Origin of the sequence: Leptolyngbya sp. ST-U4, from assembly GCF_039962215.1 — a bacterium.
Classification (GTDB): domain Bacteria; phylum Cyanobacteriota; class Cyanobacteriia; order Elainellales; family Elainellaceae; genus Leptolyngbya_A.
Genome location: NZ_JAMPKZ010000006.1, coordinates 98,623 through 113,815, shown reverse-complemented (window position 1 = coordinate 113,815; position 15,193 = coordinate 98,623). Strand labels below are relative to the sequence as shown.

Annotated in this window: 13 protein-coding genes and 1 riboswitch; of the genes, 7 read left to right on the top strand and 6 right to left on the bottom strand. The window is 53.1% G+C overall.

Features of this window, described 5'->3' with window-relative positions:
• Nucleotides 1-94 precede the first annotated feature (94 nt).
• Genes glgA through NDA02_RS12110 form a run of 5 tightly spaced genes read left to right on the top strand, consistent with a single transcriptional unit; the run spans nucleotide 95 to nucleotide 4,355 of the window.
• Nucleotides 95-1,570, top strand: coding sequence for a glycogen synthase GlgA (glgA, locus tag NDA02_RS12130; RefSeq protein WP_348247750.1), 1,476 nt, complete (start codon nucleotides 95-97; stop codon nucleotides 1,568-1,570).
• Between the two features lie 38 nt (nucleotides 1,571-1,608).
• Nucleotides 1,609-1,968, top strand: a complete 360-nt coding sequence (locus NDA02_RS12125) for a cupin domain-containing protein (RefSeq protein WP_348247751.1) — start codon at nucleotides 1,609-1,611, stop codon at nucleotides 1,966-1,968.
• A gap of 39 nt (nucleotides 1,969-2,007) precedes the next feature.
• Nucleotides 2,008-3,213 (top strand): SpoIID/LytB domain-containing protein, encoded by a 1,206-nt coding sequence (locus tag NDA02_RS12120; RefSeq protein ID WP_348255031.1) that lies wholly within the window; start codon nucleotides 2,008-2,010, stop codon nucleotides 3,211-3,213.
• Nucleotides 3,214-3,229: 16 nt separating this feature from the next.
• Complete coding sequence (locus tag NDA02_RS12115) at nucleotides 3,230-3,829, top strand: YdeI/OmpD-associated family protein (protein WP_190791695.1); 600 nt, start codon at nucleotides 3,230-3,232, stop codon at nucleotides 3,827-3,829.
• Between the two features lie 31 nt (nucleotides 3,830-3,860).
• On the top strand, nucleotides 3,861-4,355 hold the full coding sequence (locus NDA02_RS12110) for a DUF427 domain-containing protein (protein WP_190791696.1): 495 nt from the start codon (nucleotides 3,861-3,863) through the stop codon (nucleotides 4,353-4,355).
• Nucleotides 4,356-4,359: 4 nt separating this feature from the next.
• On the opposite strand, the gene NDA02_RS12105 is transcribed toward NDA02_RS12110, so the two are convergent.
• On the bottom strand, nucleotides 4,360-5,418 hold the full coding sequence (locus tag NDA02_RS12105) for a DUF5357 family protein (protein WP_190791697.1): 1,059 nt from the start codon (nucleotides 5,416-5,418) through the stop codon (nucleotides 4,360-4,362).
• Between the two features lie 103 nt (nucleotides 5,419-5,521).
• Complete coding sequence (gene fraC, locus NDA02_RS12100; RefSeq protein WP_190791698.1) at nucleotides 5,522-6,094, bottom strand: filament integrity protein FraC; 573 nt, start codon at nucleotides 6,092-6,094, stop codon at nucleotides 5,522-5,524.
• A gap of 361 nt (nucleotides 6,095-6,455) precedes the next feature.
• Between fraC and NDA02_RS12095 the strand changes: the two genes are divergently transcribed.
• Both NDA02_RS12095 and NDA02_RS12090 read left to right on the top strand, forming a co-directional pair.
• Nucleotides 6,456-7,589: a cob(I)yrinic acid a,c-diamide adenosyltransferase gene (locus tag NDA02_RS12095; RefSeq protein WP_190791699.1), complete on the top strand. Its 1,134-nt coding sequence runs from the start codon at nucleotides 6,456-6,458 to the stop codon at nucleotides 7,587-7,589.
• A gap of 17 nt (nucleotides 7,590-7,606) precedes the next feature.
• Nucleotides 7,607-8,230 carry an NUDIX hydrolase gene (locus NDA02_RS12090; protein ID WP_190791700.1) on the top strand — a complete coding sequence of 208 codons (624 nt, stop codon included), beginning with the start codon at nucleotides 7,607-7,609 and terminating at the stop codon, nucleotides 8,228-8,230.
• Between the two features lie 204 nt (nucleotides 8,231-8,434).
• On the opposite strand, the gene NDA02_RS12085 is transcribed toward NDA02_RS12090, so the two are convergent.
• The 4 genes from NDA02_RS12085 to alaS form a co-directional block, all read right to left on the bottom strand.
• Nucleotides 8,435-8,851, bottom strand: a complete 417-nt coding sequence (locus tag NDA02_RS12085) for a DUF4278 domain-containing protein (protein ID WP_190791701.1) — start codon at nucleotides 8,849-8,851, stop codon at nucleotides 8,435-8,437.
• Between the two features lie 37 nt (nucleotides 8,852-8,888).
• Nucleotides 8,889-8,994: riboswitch (Glutamine riboswitch) on the bottom strand.
• A 240-nt stretch (nucleotides 8,995-9,234) separates the two neighbouring features.
• The gene (locus NDA02_RS12080) at nucleotides 9,235-10,611 is read right to left on the bottom strand and encodes a cytochrome P450 (RefSeq protein WP_190791702.1); all 1,377 of its coding nucleotides are present in this window, start codon (nucleotides 10,609-10,611) and stop codon (nucleotides 9,235-9,237) included.
• Nucleotides 10,612-10,699: 88 nt separating this feature from the next.
• On the bottom strand, nucleotides 10,700-12,046 hold the full coding sequence (locus tag NDA02_RS12075) for a type IV pilus twitching motility protein PilT (protein ID WP_190791703.1): 1,347 nt from the start codon (nucleotides 12,044-12,046) through the stop codon (nucleotides 10,700-10,702).
• Between the two features lie 390 nt (nucleotides 12,047-12,436).
• Entirely contained in the window at nucleotides 12,437-15,055 is a 2,619-nt protein-coding gene (alaS, locus tag NDA02_RS12070; protein WP_348247759.1) for an alanine--tRNA ligase, read from the bottom strand.
• Between the last annotated feature and the right edge of the window lie 138 nt (nucleotides 15,056-15,193).

The window sequence follows — 15,193 nt, the reverse complement described above, 5'->3', positions numbered from 1 at the left end:
TAAACTCCCTCTCAGGTTGCTTGCCTACCAAAAACGTATAAATATATTTTTGTTAAGTTATTACCAAGTTATTTCTACCTGGTGAGGAAAAGGGATGTACATCGTACAAATTGCCTCGGAATGCGCCCCGGTCATTAAAGCAGGCGGGTTAGGCGATGTGGTGTACGGGCTGAGCCGTGAGCTGGAGATTCGGGGTCATGCCGTTGAGATCATCCTGCCTAAGTACGACTGTATGCGGTACGACCAGATTTGGGGCTGGCACGAGGCATACCGGGATCTCAACGTGCCCTGGTACGGCGCGAGTATCAAGTGCGATGTCTTTTGCGGCTGGGTACAGGGGCGGCTTTGCTTCTTTATCGATCCTCACTCGGAAGACTTTTTCTTTAATCGCCGCACCTATTACGGCTGCGATGACGACAACATGCGGTTTGCCTTCTTCAGCAAGGCGGCGCTGGAGTTTTTGCTGATTACTAACAAGCGACCGGACATTTTGCACTGCCATGACTGGCAGACCGGACTCGTCCCCGTTATGCTGTATGAAATTTATAAGCATCACGGACTGGAGTTTCAGCGCGTTTGCTACACCATTCACAACTTTAAGCACCAGGGACACGGCGGCGAACAGGTTCTTACCGCAACTGGACTGAACCGCCCCGAATACTACTTCCAGTACGATCGCCTGCAAGACAACTTCAACCCCTTTGCGATCAACTTCATGAAGGGCGGCATCGTCTATTCCAACTTCGTAAATACCGTCTCCCCCCATCACGCCTGGGAAGCTCACTACGGCGAATTTGGCTACGGGTTGGGACACACCATTCACCTGCACGAAGGCAAGTTTGGCGGCATTCTCAACGGCATTGATTACGATGTGTGGAACCCCGAAGTCGATCGTTTTATTCCTCACCACTTCACGCCGGAAACCCTGCCCGACAAGCAAAAAAACAAAAAAGCTCTGCGCGATCGGCTGCTGCTTCAGCACGAAGACAAGCCCCTGATCGCCTTTATCGGACGACTAGATGAGCAAAAAGGCGTGCATCTGGTTCACCACGCCATTTATCATGCGATGCTGCGGAATGCTCAGTTTGTGCTGCTGGGGTCAGCCACTGAAGCCGGAATTAACGCCCACTTCCAGCACGAGAAAAGCTTCCTCAACGACAACCCCGACATTCATCTGGAACTTGGCTTCAACGAGGAACTGTCTCACCTGATTTATGCCGGAGCCGACTTTATCGTCGTGCCGAGCAACTTTGAACCCTGCGGACTGACGCAAATGATCGGCTTGAGGTACGGCACCGTGCCGATCGTCCGAGGGGTAGGCGGCTTGGTGAACACCGTGTTCGATCGCGATTACGACGAAACCCATCCCCCCGAAGAGCGCAACGGCTATGTGTTTTACCAGATGGACTATCCAGCACTGGAGTCCGCAATGGATCGGGCGATCGGGCTGTGGCGATACTACCCTGAAGAGCTCGAGAAGCTTCAGCTTCAGGGCATGGCTTATGACTTCTCCTGGAACCATCCGGGCGAAGATTACCTGGCAATTTATGAACTGATTCGCCACAAGTAAGCTAGGCTGGGCTTGATCTGCATCGGGAACCCGTAGCGATGGAAAAGGTCAATTTGACTGAAAAACTCAGCTCCTTCACAGACTATTGGAGTCCCAGAATTATCGGGGAACTCAATGGGCAGCAGGTGAGGCTGGTCAAGCTCAAAGGGGAGTTTGTCTGGCATCACCACGACCATGAGGACGAGCTTTTCCTGGTGCTGAAAGGTCAGCTGACGATGCGGCTGCGCAATCGCGATGTGGTGCTGAACGAGGGCGAATTTTTCATCGTTCTCAGAGGTGTCGAGCATTTGCCGATTGCCCTTGAGGAAGTTCATGTGCTGCTGTTTGAACCTGCCGCCACGCTGAATACGGGGAATGTGCAAAGCGATCGAACGGTTGCAGTGCTAGAGCAGGTTTAAAATCTTCGGTGAAAGTTTTGGCAATTGCAAATTTTCTCGATGCAGAAGCACTTGGTTTTGCACATTGCCAGCGGAGATATGGAATCTCAAGAGCAGTTTGCAGCCCCTTACATCACGCGGTTAAAAGCCACTGGTGCTGACACAATTCCCTCAGACCAGACAGAAATTATGACGATCGACCCAACATCCGTTACCCAAACCAAGGATCGGCTCAAACGCTTCACTCAGCCCCCCTATCTGATTGGGGCAAGCTTAACAATCGGCGGAATCATTGCCCTGACCCTCGTTGCCTTCGCGAAATCATCTCCAACCCCCCTCCAAGCCTCCACCTCCCTCAATCAAATTCCCGGTAAACTCTCCTCCAGTCTCCCTGCTCCTGCACCCTCACCCATCCCCCTATCTACCCCATCCCCATCCCCATCTCCTCAGCCCATCGACCCTTCTGCTCTCACCCCCGAAGAACGCGCCCTCAACGAGAAAGCGAAACAAGAACTTCTTCAATCCTCTGCGCCTGTTGATTCCTTTATTGAAATGAAAGTGGCGATCGCAGAGAAAGTTCTGGCACTCACGGTAAGCTTTTCAACTGCCACCGATGCGCTAAATCCAGAAGGACAGGCGATCGGTCATTTTGCCGCGAACCAATCCTACAGTGTGGAAGTTGGGGGAGACGGCATCCGCATCAATGGCAAAGCGTTTCCGGGAATTGTAATGATTTCCCTGCCGCCCGATGGACTGTTTACCCTCAATGAGCGCACCTATCACGGGCATCTCATCTTAGCCGTGGATGGCGGCAAACTGTGGGCAGTGAATCAGGTGAATATGCGGCAGTATTTGCACAGCGTCGTTGGCAGTGAAGTTTCACCAAGCTGGGACATGGAAGCTCTGAAGGCACAGGCGATCGCCGCCCGCTCCTATGCGTTGACCTATTATTACAAGCCCATGAGCGGACTGTTTGACCTAGGCGCAACGGAATATTATCAGGTTTATCGTGGCATTGAGCGAGAGGCAGACCGGACGAGTCAAGCAGTTGATGAAACGAGCGGTCAGTTTGTCAGCTATCGGGGTGGCGTGGTGGAGTCGCTTTATGCCGCATCGGATGACATTGTGATGGAAGCGTTTCAGGGAAAGGGCATGAGTCAGCTCGGTGCGCTGGATTTGGCAGAACAGGGCTATTCTCACCAGCAAATTCTCAGCCGCTACTATCCAGGCACGGGCATCGGGCAGATTTTGATGGATCAGCAATGAAGCCCAATGAAGCTCAATGAAGCAGACAAGATTTGAAGACCAACTTGAAATCGTTGAAGCGATCGATCGCCTGGCATGGCGGCAGTGGTTAGCAGAACATCATCAAACGGCGATCGGCATCTGGCTTCTCTATTACAAAGTCGGAAGCGGCAAACCGAGCATCCGCTACCCTGAAGCCGTGCAGGAAGCCCTTTGTTTTGGCTGGATTGACAGCAAAGTGCAAACGCTGGACGACGATCGCTATCGTCAGATTTTCACGCCGCGCAAACCGGGAAGCGTCTGGTCAAAGCTGAATAAACAATACGTCGCCAATTTGATCGAGCAGGGCTTGATGACCGAAGCAGGCATGGCAAAAATCATTGCCGCTCAGCAAGACGGCTCCTGGAATGCGCTCGATGAGATTGAGGCGTTAGTCATTCCAATCGATCTGGAGCAGGCACTTGTGGTAGATCAAGCGGCGCAGCAGAATTTTCAGGCATTTAGCAATTCAGTCAAAAAGAACATCCTGTCGTGGATTGGCAGCGCGAGGCGTCCCGAAACTCGATCGAATCGGATTCAGCAAACTATCAAGGCGGCTGCCCAAAATCGAAATCCTCTGGCACGATCGAAGGAGTGATACAGCAGATCAAGCAAACAACGGAGCCACTGTGACCATCGATCGCATTATTCCTCAGCCCGGACAAGAATCGGTGTGGGACTATCCCCGTCCGCCGCGACTAGAGGATTCGGCAAAGCATATTCAGGTGGTGTTTAACGGCGTAACGATCGCCGATACCCATCGGGCAAAGCGCGTCCTGGAAACGAGCCATCCGCCTGTGTACTACATTCCCCCGGAAGATATTCAGATGGAGTACCTGACGCAGGAAAGACGATCGACCTTCTGTGAGTGGAAGGGGCAAGCTGGGTACTACACGATTCAAGTGGGCGATCGAACGGCTGAGAATGCTGCCTGGTTTTATGCCAACCCTACTCCGTCTTTTGCGGGAATTCAGCACTATGTTGCTTTTTATCCCAGTCGGATGGATGCCTGCTTTATAGACGATGAGCAGGTAACAACCCAGCCCGGAGACTTTTACGGCGGCTGGATCACTAAAGATATTGTGGGTCCGTTTAAGGGTGGATTGGGAAGCTGGGGCTGGTAGAAGTTCAGTTTTCCTGAGGCAACACGGCGGGTAGCGAAGACTCGATCGCTCCACACTGCATCTGATACACCGTAGACTGGGTTCCCGGAGCCTGAGCAATGGGAATCTGGCTGCCTGCTGGCTGAACCTGGCACGATCGCTGCAAAATATAGCCTTTGCCATCTGAGCTAGGACCATACCAGAGGGCCTGGAGCTGAAGCAAAAGGGAACCGGGCTGTAAAGGATCAGGGAAACTCTGGGCATTCAGTCGCCACAGCCGATATTCTCTGCTTCTGGGCGGGCTGCCGTAGATTTCGGAGCGGGCGAGCGTCGCAATTCGAGGGACTTCAGCTTGAATATTACTGAGCTGTTGCTGCACCGCAACCCAGGTCGAAAGCCCGTTCAGCGTCTCTCGCACGTTGGCTTCTGCCACATTCAGGATTTGAATCCCGTTGGTTAGCGGTGGATCGGACTCTAGCTGCACCACAAAACGACTGCGGCTCATGTCGTCTGCCAGCAGGCTGGGGTATTGATCCAGTAAATTTTGCATATCAAAGTAAAGCTGAAACCAGCAGCTATACAGGCTTCCCAGCAGCAGCACAATTACGATATCCTGCCTTCCAGCCCGATGGGGTGGACGAAACGTGGGACCCGGATGGATAAACTTTGGAATACTCGCCAGTAAGGCAGAAAAGATGGGATAGCTGGTCAATGCACTGGCAAGATCCAGGATCAGTAGCCGATTGGTGTAGAGGGCGATCGTGAGAATTGCTCCCGTAACCCAGGGCGCGTAGCGAAATTGCAGTCCAAGAATGGGAACTGTGAGCTTCCGCTTAACCAATGCCCAATCCACCCCCAGGATCAGAAAGACCCAGCCAAAAAAGGAAACAAACCGCTTTGCCATCTCATCTTGCAGCAGCAAATACACCAGCCACGACAGCAGGCTGAGCAGTAGCGTGGTTTGCCAGGAAAAAGGCTTGATCTGGCGAATGCTTCTCTGAGTCTGCTTGAACTGCTCTGTCAAGGACTCACGCAGGTTGCGAAACAGGCTCAACCCAAACAAGAACTGAAAAAAGTCGATCATGCAAAGATCCCCGCGATTGCGTTCACTGAAACCCCCGACTTAGAACAGGACTCCAACCGAGCTAACCCAATTCCTTGAGCATTGCGCTTTGTGCCGATCGCCGCTATAGCGCGATTCCCCCCTGAATAAAAATGAGCAGCAGCAACACGAGCACGATCGCCCCATAGCTCAGCAAATTCGCTAGAAAAACAGCCAGAACTGGCGAAGAAGCTTCCTTACGCACAACTTCTCGCGGATTTCGCATCACCGATCGCACTTCCGGTTGGGGCAGCGGCTTGGCTTCGGCGAGGCTGGGATCAAGCACCCATTTCAGCAGCACTAAACCAAACTGCTTGACGGCAAAGCTGGCAGGAAACGCTGCAAGTGCCCCCAGAACCAGAACACCAACCACATTGCTGCCCACCGAAACTGCCTGATTGAACAGCACCAGACTGATCAGGGCAATCTCCACATCTAAACTGCGCCTGATCTGCCCTCCTACTCCAGTATTCAAAACGATAAAGATCACAATCCATCCCATCACTGTGGACAGGAGGTTCAGAGTGGCTGCGTACTGCACCCCTTCTCGCGGCGTAATCTTAAGCTGCCGATACAGGATAGAGGATTCGATCGCGATCGCAATCAGCAGAAATAGGATTTGCAGGGCGATCGCTCGGAGGGGGAGGACAGAGGGCATGGGAGAGGGGGATGGAGGGATGAAGGGGTAGATGAGTGAGGGGAGCTTCGGTTCGTGCGGGAGGCCTATTGCATCGATTACAGGCTAATTTGCGGAGAAAAGTTTGAGGCTAGGAGTTTAGACTCGGAAGTTTGATGAAGTGCGAATAAATCAACTAGTAGAGTGTGAATTCGATGTATATTTCATAGGACGCTATATATAGAGTTTTAGAGTATCAGGGGAAAGGGCAGTTTGAGAGACTCTTCAGGGAATCACTTTTTGGCGAGAGGGTTAGCTGGCTCGTGCTAAAAAGTTTCACTCGGGTCAGGCTGAACTTCTAGAGCTTCGTTAAAATCCAAGGTACAAGAACCATCTTAAAGTCATGACAAGGACTGGAATTGGGATTCGGACTGCCCAAACGCGATCAGAACGACTGGCAGGGCAGATTCATATTTATGACGGGGTTGGCAAAGGGAAATCGCAGGCGGCTCTGGGGGTGGTGCTGCGATCGATCGGGCTGGGCATTCACACGGGCAATCAAACTCGAGTCTTGCTGCTGCGATTTCTGAAGGGACCAGGACGCACCTACGACGAAGACGCGGCGATCGAGGCACTGCGGCGAGGCTTTCCCCATTTGATCGATCAGGTGCGGACGGGTCGAGCCGAGTTTTTTGGGTCGGATGATATTACGCGCTTCGATCGGATGGAGGCACAGCGCGGCTGGGATGTGGCAAAGGGGGCGATCGCTTCGGGGCTGTATTCCGTGGTGGTGCTGGATGAGCTAAATCCAGTGCTGGATCTGGGATTGCTACCTGTGGATGAAGTGGTGCAAACGCTGAAGCGCAAGCCAGAGGAGCTGGAGATTATCGCGACCGGACGAGGCGCACCGCAAGCATTGCTCGATATTGCGGATCTCCATTCCGAGATGCGGGCACATCTGCATGCTAACGCCGTTGCCCACGGCATCGAAGGCATCGAAATTTATACGGGCTCGGGCAAAGGCAAATCTACAAGTGCGTTAGGAAAGGCTCTGCAAGCGATCGGCAAAGGCATCAGTCAGGACAAATCTCACCGGGTGCTGATTATGCAGTGGCTCAAAGGCGGCTCTGGCTATACCGAAGATGCAGCAATTGCGGCACTGCGCCAAATCTACCCCAATCTGGTCGATCATCAGCGATGCGGGCGAGATGCGATCGTCTGGCGCGGACAGCAGCAGGAATTAGATTATGTAGAAGCGGAGCGAGGCTGGGAAATTGCCCGGGCAGCGATCGCCTCAGGTTTATATAAAACCATTATTCTAGATGAGCTGAACCCCACCGTTGATCTAGAGCTATTGCCCCAACAGCCGATCGTTCAGGCACTTTTGCGAAAGCCACGCGACACGGAAGTCGTTATCACCGGACGCTGCAAACATCCGCCGGACTATTTTGACTTTGCCAGTACACACTCGGAGGTGTTTAACCACAAGCATTATGCAGAAAAAGGTGTGGATCTGAAGCGGGGCGTAGATTTCTAGCAGGATGATTTTGAGAAATGAATACTCAGTGGTTAGAGTGGGGGCGCAGGCTTCAGGCACTCGCCCAAAACGGGCTGACCTACACCGAAAATCCCTATGATGTCGATCGCTATCGGCAGATTCAGCAAATTACAGCGGAGATGATGGCAGCTTATACAGACACCGAACCCGAAAAGGTGCTGAATTTTTTTCGGCATGAGCGGGGCTATGCGACACCAAAAGTCGATGCGCGAGGAGCTGTGTTTCAAGATGGGAAAATTTTGCTGGTGAAAGAGCGATCGGACGGCGGCTGGACGCTGCCCGGTGGCTGGGTAGATGTGGGTGAGCCTCCCAGCTTGGCGATCGAGCGGGAAGTGTTTGAGGAGTCGGGTTATCAGACGAAAGCCACAAAATTGCTGGCTCTGTACGATCGTGACCATCCGCGCCACGGACACCCGCCCCTTCCCGTGCAAATTTACAAGCTGTTTTTTCGCTGTGAGCTGATCGGCGGCAGCCCGACACCCAGTATAGAAACCGAAGCAGTTGATTTCTTTGCGCCCGACCAAATCCCGGAACTGTCGCTGAGTCGAGTTGTGCCTTCGCAAATCGATCGGCTATTTCAGCACGAGACACAGCCTGACCTGCCAACCGATTTTGATTAACGATTTTGATAAATGTTTGGGAAAAGACGCAATAAAAACGGGCAGGTCTGGACTGATTTCCGACACTACCCGAAAGCGGAGAGACATATTTAGAAAATAGAGAAATCTAATCTCTAATCCAATGAATTAAGCTAATGAATGATCCAGCTGAAAGAGGGATCGGGATTTTGCCCCTTTGCCCCCTTTCAACGAGAGATCAATTCATTAGACAAACAGATTCATCTCGCGTTCAAGCTGCTGAAGCAATTGCTGATCGCCTCGCTGTTTTGCGGCTTGAATCCGCTGCACTAATCGACGCTGAATGTTTTGCCGATGGACGTTCTCCATCTCGTCGCGCTGGACACGATGAAAGCTCGAACCAATCGAAGCCGTGTCACATGCCCACCGCACGGGCAAGTCATTCGTCCGCAAACGACCCGGAACACTCATGTGGCTTCCGTCAGGCATCGTGGCATAGGTGACGCTGCGGTAGTTGAGCGTATGCACAGGCTGAGCCGGAATATGTCTGGGATAACGAACGCTATAAGCTTGTCCGCGATACTGACCCATCACGCCCCGATCGATCGTCTCAACCGTGCTTAGCTCAGGCTCGTACTCGGTACCACGATAGGAAAGTCTCATATATTTACTCCTAAAACTGCTCAGGTTTCGTGAAATAGGCGCGTTCCTTCAAGTCACTGATGTGTCATTGACCCTACTTCCGTCTCTCGCGATTTCCCTACGGGTTGAGGGTAGGGTGAGCAGTATCGCTGGAGATGAACGTTTTCAAATTTATTTCTGTATCTTATTTTACCCTTTGGCTCTAAGAAAAACAATTTCAGGAGATTTAACAAAAGAATGATTTTTCTTTACCTTCTCTACCTCAAGACCTATGCTTCGCGGAGTGTTCACTCCTGTAGCGATCGTCACCAAAATCAAGTTAACAATAGGGCAAACAGCCCACATAGGGCTATCCCATCAAATACCTTTTTGTAGGTACGGTTCCCCGGAAGAATTAATTTGTCTCACCGAATCAAAACTTCTCGTTCAAGATCGACCAAGTTCTGAACGCGCAGTCTGAAATGACCCGGAGGCGCAAGCGTCAACCCCCGGCGCACAGGCTCGATCGCTTTTTGAGGCGGCAGCTCAAACCTCCGCCCTTGCAGCAGCGTCGCGAGAACTAGCTTCATTTCCAGCAGTGCCAGTGCTGCGCCGATGCAGTAGCGGTGTCCGCCGCCAAAGGGCAAAAACTCAGACGAGGAAAACGATCGCTCCAGAAACCGCTCTGGGCGAAACTGCTTGGACTGTGGATAGATTGCCTCGTTGTGATGCACCAGGTAGGTACAGGGAAACAGCGCCGTTCCCGCAGGCAGCTCGTAGCCCATGATTTTATAAGGAGCCTTCAGTATCCGCACTCCGGCAGTTAAGGCGACGGGATAGAGCCGCAGCGTTTCCTGACAAAGGGCAGTGAGATAGGGCAAACGACCGATCTGCTCCGGGTCATCCCCCAGGTCATCCCCATGGAGGGATTGGAGTTGCGATCGCAGGTTGCGTTCCACGTCCGGCAGTGAATGAATCCAATAGAGTGCCCAGGTGAGTGCGGAAGCCGTCGTTTCGTGTCCTGCCAGTAGCAGCGTAATCAGTTCGTCACGCAGTTCCGTGTCGCTCATTGGCTGTCCGGCTTCGTCGCGGGCAGAGAGCAGCAGCGTCAGAACGTCGGTCCGGGTGAGGTCAGGATTTTTCCGGCGATCGTGGATTTCGTCATACAACAGGCGATCGACCTGCTGCTTGAGCCACAAAAATTTGCCCCAGGGTGTCCAGCGTCCCCAGTTCTGCCGCAGAGCCGGAAAGAACAGCAATGCCGCCCCGATCGGAGAACCTAGCGATTCCAGCAGTTCATTCAGCAATACCCTTAGCCGATCGAATCGCTCACCCGACTGTAAGCCAAATACTGCCTGCAAAATAACGCGCAGTGTGATTTCCTGCATCAGGGGTCGTACTTGAAAAGACTGCCTGCTGTGCAAGGATGCAGCAACTTCTTCGGTAATCTGACAAATCAGTTTGCTGTATGCCTTGAGCCGATCGCCATGAAACGGAGGCATCAAGAGTTTGCGCTGATGGGTATGACGATCGCCATTCAGCAGCAGCACCGAAGAATCTCCCAGCAAATCGCGCAGCACTGCCCCTCCAGAACCCGCCTGAAATAGCGCAGGACTAGCAGTAAAAATCTGCTGAATGCCTTCTGGATGATTCACATACACGGCGGCAGGTGGCTTTTGCCAGCCCACTGCAAAAATATCTCCGTAAGCGCGATAGTACGCTTCCAGATAGTCAAGTGGCTGCGTGATCAGCCGAATCATTCGCACAACGCGGGGAGTGGTGGGACCGGGAGGCAAAGTCATTGGTGTTTCTGTTGGGAATGCTCTGCCTCTCCATCATGCCACCCCCTTAAAGGACGATCGCCCTGGTTTCAGAGGATCGTTATTTGCGCTACACCCGTCCGCGCAGGATTTGCGCCATTTCATTGGGTTTCGGCGAGTGTTCCAGGGCAGTCTCTTCGGTGATTCGCCCGGCTTCGTACAGTTTGTAGAGCGACTGATTCATCGAGCACATCCCGTCAAACGTACAGCGCGGAATAATTGCCTCGATTTCATCAATTTCGCCCCGACGAATGTAGTCCTTAATCGCGTCGGTGTTGATCATGATGTCGTGAAAGGCGGCGCGTTTTCCGTCCGTAGTGCGGCACAGTCCTTGCGCGATGACGGCAACCAGAGATTCGGCGATCGCAATTCGCATCGGAGCCTGCTGATCAGGTTCGTACAGGTTGAGAATCCGCTCGATCGTCTTCACGGCACTGTTCGTGTGCAGCGTTCCCATCACCAGGTGTCCGGTTTGGGCTGCTTTTAGCGCAGTGTTGACGGTTTCCTTGTCGCGCATTTCTCCGATCAAAATCAGATCCGGGTCTTCCCGCAGCGAAGCTTTCAGAGCGGTATCAAACTGGTGGGTATGAATGCCGACTTCGCGCTGCTTAATGAGCGATCGTTTGCTTTGATGCACAAATTCCACCGGGTCTTCGATGGTGATGATGTTTTTGGGCATCTCAGAATTGATGTAGTCGATCATTGCCGCCATCGTCGTTGATTTACCCGATCCGGTTGGTCCTGTGATTAGGATCAACCCTTTGTGATAGTGGCAAACGTCGCGGAATACAGGCGGCAGGTTTAACTGATCGATCGTCAGAATCTTGAGCGGAATCAGACGCATCACCATTGACGGACCGCGCAGCGAATCGAAAATGTTAATTCGGACGCGGGCAAACTCGTACTGGGTTGCGCCGTCAAAGTCGAGCGTGTTCTGAAATCGCTGAATTTCTTCGTCGCTGAGAATCTCTTTCAGCCAGCTAAAGAAGGTTTCCTGATCCGTAACGGGATAGTCTGTTTTGTCGATTTCACCCCGGTTGCGGAAGCGCGGCGACTCTCCCACGCCGGCATGAATATCCGAAAAGCCTTTGTCAAACGCTTCCCGTACGATTTGCGCCAGGGTAGGCTGTCCGGGAGCCAGTTTGCTGCGGGTTGCTCCTTTCATACCTGGCGGTGGCGCAGGCGGGACACGGGGCGGCTGGTTAGGAGGAGGCGGAGCTACAGGACGGGCTTGAGGCATTCCGGGCGCGGCAGGATTGGCAGGCGGCAGCGGCATGGTCTGCGCGGGAATTTGCTGTGTCGCTTCAGCAGGCGGTTGAAGATGGGGCTGAGCAGGCGGGGCAGCAGGACGGGGCGGGGGCGGCGGCGGCACACGCGGAGCAGAAGGCGGGGTGAATGGACGTTGTGCTTCAGTCATAAACCACTTGCCGTAAAGAGCAGAGCCGTAAAGATCATCCGAGATGCCGGATCGAGCTGAAATCGAAGTGAGTCCAAATCCTGACCTCAGCTCATTCTATAGAGGGAGTCAGCCAGATTCAAGGAATTTTCCAGGCGGCAGAACCTTCAGCCCAGTCTCGTCCGCTCTCTGAATAAACTTCACGTTAGCTTGCCCAGAAGTTGCCGCATTTTTATCAGGAGCGATCGTTTTGTTGTGGTTTTGCTGATTATTTGCGGATGAGCAGCGGCGATCGTCATTCCTGGAAAGCAGGCATAGGAAGCAAGCTAATCTTCTGATCCTCTAAGAACCGTTCAAAAGAATAGCCACCCCACCAAAAGAAGGATGGCTGATTTAAGGTTTTCTGACCGATTACAGCGCAGACTTCAGCTCTTGACGGGCAGTTGCTAAAGCTTCGGGAAGTTTGCTGGCATCGCGTCCGCCTGCTTGAGCAAGGTTGGGTCTGCCGCCGCCGCCCCCCCCGCAGATTTTGGCAATCGCTCCCACAAATTTGCCTGCCTGAAGTCCTTTGTCGTTGACGCCTTTGCTGAAAGCTGCCACCAGGCTTACTTTATTCGGTTCGGGAGCCGAGCCCAGGACGATCGCGCCTTCACCAAGTTTTTGAAGAAGCTGTTCGGCTACGGTTTTCAGTGCCTCGGCATCGACTCCGGGCAGTTCTGCTACCAGCAGCTTAAATCCATCAATTGCTTCTGCCTGACCCAAAAGCTGATCTGATTTTGCTAGAGCCAGTTCGGACTTGAGCTGATCGAGCTGTTTTTGCGTAGTTCTGAGTTCTGTTTGCAGGGCAGTGACGCGATCGGGCAATTCCTCAGGCTTGACTTTGAATCGATCGCTCAGATCCCGCACCACTTTATCGCGCAGGTTGAGATACTCCAGCACCGCAGGTCCAGCAACCGCCTCGATTCGGCGAATTCCTGCTGCAACACCCGACTCAGAAATAATTTTGAACAAGCCAATTTCCGCCGTATTTGCAACGTGAGTACCGCCGCACAGCTCCATCGACACGCCCGGAAAGTCGATCACCCGTACTTCGTCGCCGTACTTTTCGCCAAACATTGCCGTTGCGCCTTTTGCCTTCGCTTCTGCAAGCGGCATGGTTTCAACGTGCGCTGCGTGACCGTCTGCAATCCAGCTATTCACCTGCTCTTCGATTTGCTGCAATTCCTCCGGCGTAATTGGACGATTCAGATTAAAGTCAAACCGGAGGCGATCGAACGCGACGAGCGATCCTGCCTGACCGATATTGTCATCCACTAGCTTTTTCAGCGCAGCCTGCAGCAAATGGGTTGCGGTGTGGTTTGCCTGTGCCCGTCGCCGACAGGAGACATCGATTTGAGCGGTTACTAGATCACCAGCCTTGAGCGTGCCGCGCTCGACGCGCCCGAAATGAACAAAAAACGCGCCGTCTTTTTTGACATCCTCAATGCGAATGACGGTATCTGTGCTTGTCAGGTAGCCCTTATCACCAATCTGTCCGCCGGATTCTGCGTAAAACGGCGTTTGATCCAGCACAATTTGAACTTCCGTTCCCGCTGTTGCCGTTTCGATCGGCTGACCGCCCAACAGCAAAAGCCGCACAGTGGATTTACTTGCTGATGTTGTATAGCCCAAAAACTCGGTTTCGTGCAGATCCTCCGCCAAAGTATCCAGCGTACCTTGCACGGTGAGATCGATCGTTTCATGCGCTTCCCGCGATCGATTTCGCTGTTTTTCCATTTCGGCTTCAAAGCCTGCCGCATCAACCGTTAAACCTTTCTCGGCTGCGACTTCCTGCGTTAGCTCCAGCGGAAAACCGTAGGTGTCGTATAGCACAAAGGCATCCTCGCCGGAAATTGTGCCGGTGGATTTGGCAATCAGATCTGCCAAAAGCTTTTCGCCGCGATCGAGCGTGGTGCGGAACCGGGCTTCTTCCAATTGCAGTTCAGCTTTGATCGACTTTTCGCGCTGCCGCACACCCGGATAGGCGGATTCTGCCAGGGCGATCGCGGTTTCTGCTACGTCGATTGTGAATTCGCGATCGATCCCGAGCAAGCGGCCGTGTCGCACCACTCGCCGAATCAGTCGCCGCAGCACATAGCCCCGTCCTTCGTTCGATGCGTTAATCCCATCTGTGATCATGTGAACCACTGCCCGGATATGATCGCCGATCACCTTGAGGGAAACTTTCGTTTCTTCGTCTGCTGTGGCGTAGTCGATTCCCGCAATTTCAGCCGCCGTTTTGATAATCGGGAAAATCAAATCGGTTTCATAGTTATTGGGAACGCGCTGGAGAATCTGTGCCATTCGCTCCAGTCCCAGTCCAGTGTCGATGTTCTGCGCCTGAAGCGGGGTGAGTTTGCCCTGGATGTCCTTGTTGTACTGCATGAACACCAGGTTGTAGAACTCGATGAAGCGGGTGTCGTCTTCGAGATCGATCGCCTCATCGCCTTGTTCTGGGTGAAAGTCGTAGTAAATCTCTGAGCACGGACCGCAGGGACCCGTCGGACCCGATTCCCAGAAGTTGTCTTTTTCATCCATGCGGATAATGCGCTGAGTCGGAACGCCAACCTGATCGCGCCAGATGGCATAAGCCTCATCATCTTCGCGAAAGACGCTGACCACCAACTGTTCCGGCGGCAGTCCAAACACCTGAGTCGAAAGCTCCCATGCCCAGGCGATCGCCTTTTCCTTGAAGTAGTCGCCAAAGCTGAAGTTGCCCAGCATCTCAAAGAAAGTGTGGTGGCGGGCGGTGCGTCCCACGTTCTCAATGTCGTTGGTGCGAATACATTTTTGCGACGTGGTGGCGCGGAGAAACTCAGCGGTGCGCTGTCCCAGGAAAATGGGCTTAAACGGCAGCATTCCGGCGATCGTCAGCAGCACAGTCGGGTCTTCTGGAACCAGGGAGGCACTGGGCAGGATCTGGTGTCCGCGCTCCTGATAAAAATTAAGAAACGTTTGCCGAATTTGTGCGCCGCTAAGAGGAGTGGACATGGACTTTCGACCGCCGTGGTGTAGACTTCAAGATCTCTATTCTTATTCATCCTGCCCGATTCGGCAAAACCAATTCGGCAAAACCAATTCGGTGACATGATTCGGCTGGACTCATTCAGCTATACCGTTCGGCTGATT

Excerpts from the sequence above, each read along its gene's own strand:
- glgA (WP_348247750.1), top strand. The coding sequence starts at position 95 with ATGTACATCGTACAAATTGCCTCGGAATGCGCCCCGGTCATTAAAGCA.
- NDA02_RS12125 (WP_348247751.1), top strand. The coding sequence starts at position 1,609 with ATGGAAAAGGTCAATTTGACTGAAAAACTCAGCTCCTTCACAGACTAT.
- NDA02_RS12120 (WP_348255031.1), top strand. The coding sequence starts at position 2,008 with ATGCAGAAGCACTTGGTTTTGCACATTGCCAGCGGAGATATGGAATCT.
- NDA02_RS12115 (WP_190791695.1), top strand. The coding sequence starts at position 3,230 with ATGAAGCAGACAAGATTTGAAGACCAACTTGAAATCGTTGAAGCGATC.
- NDA02_RS12105 (WP_190791697.1), bottom strand. The coding sequence starts at position 5,418 with ATGATCGACTTTTTTCAGTTCTTGTTTGGGTTGAGCCTGTTTCGCAAC.
- fraC (WP_190791698.1), bottom strand. The coding sequence starts at position 6,094 with ATGCCCTCTGTCCTCCCCCTCCGAGCGATCGCCCTGCAAATCCTATTT.
- NDA02_RS12095 (WP_190791699.1), top strand. The coding sequence starts at position 6,456 with ATGACAAGGACTGGAATTGGGATTCGGACTGCCCAAACGCGATCAGAA.
- NDA02_RS12090 (WP_190791700.1), top strand. The coding sequence starts at position 7,607 with ATGAATACTCAGTGGTTAGAGTGGGGGCGCAGGCTTCAGGCACTCGCC.
- NDA02_RS12085 (WP_190791701.1), bottom strand. The coding sequence starts at position 8,851 with ATGAGACTTTCCTATCGTGGTACCGAGTACGAGCCTGAGCTAAGCACG.
- NDA02_RS12080 (WP_190791702.1), bottom strand. The coding sequence starts at position 10,611 with ATGACTTTGCCTCCCGGTCCCACCACTCCCCGCGTTGTGCGAATGATT.
- NDA02_RS12075 (WP_190791703.1), bottom strand. The coding sequence starts at position 12,046 with ATGACTGAAGCACAACGTCCATTCACCCCGCCTTCTGCTCCGCGTGTG.
- alaS (WP_348247759.1), bottom strand. The coding sequence starts at position 15,055 with ATGTCCACTCCTCTTAGCGGCGCACAAATTCGGCAAACGTTTCTTAAT.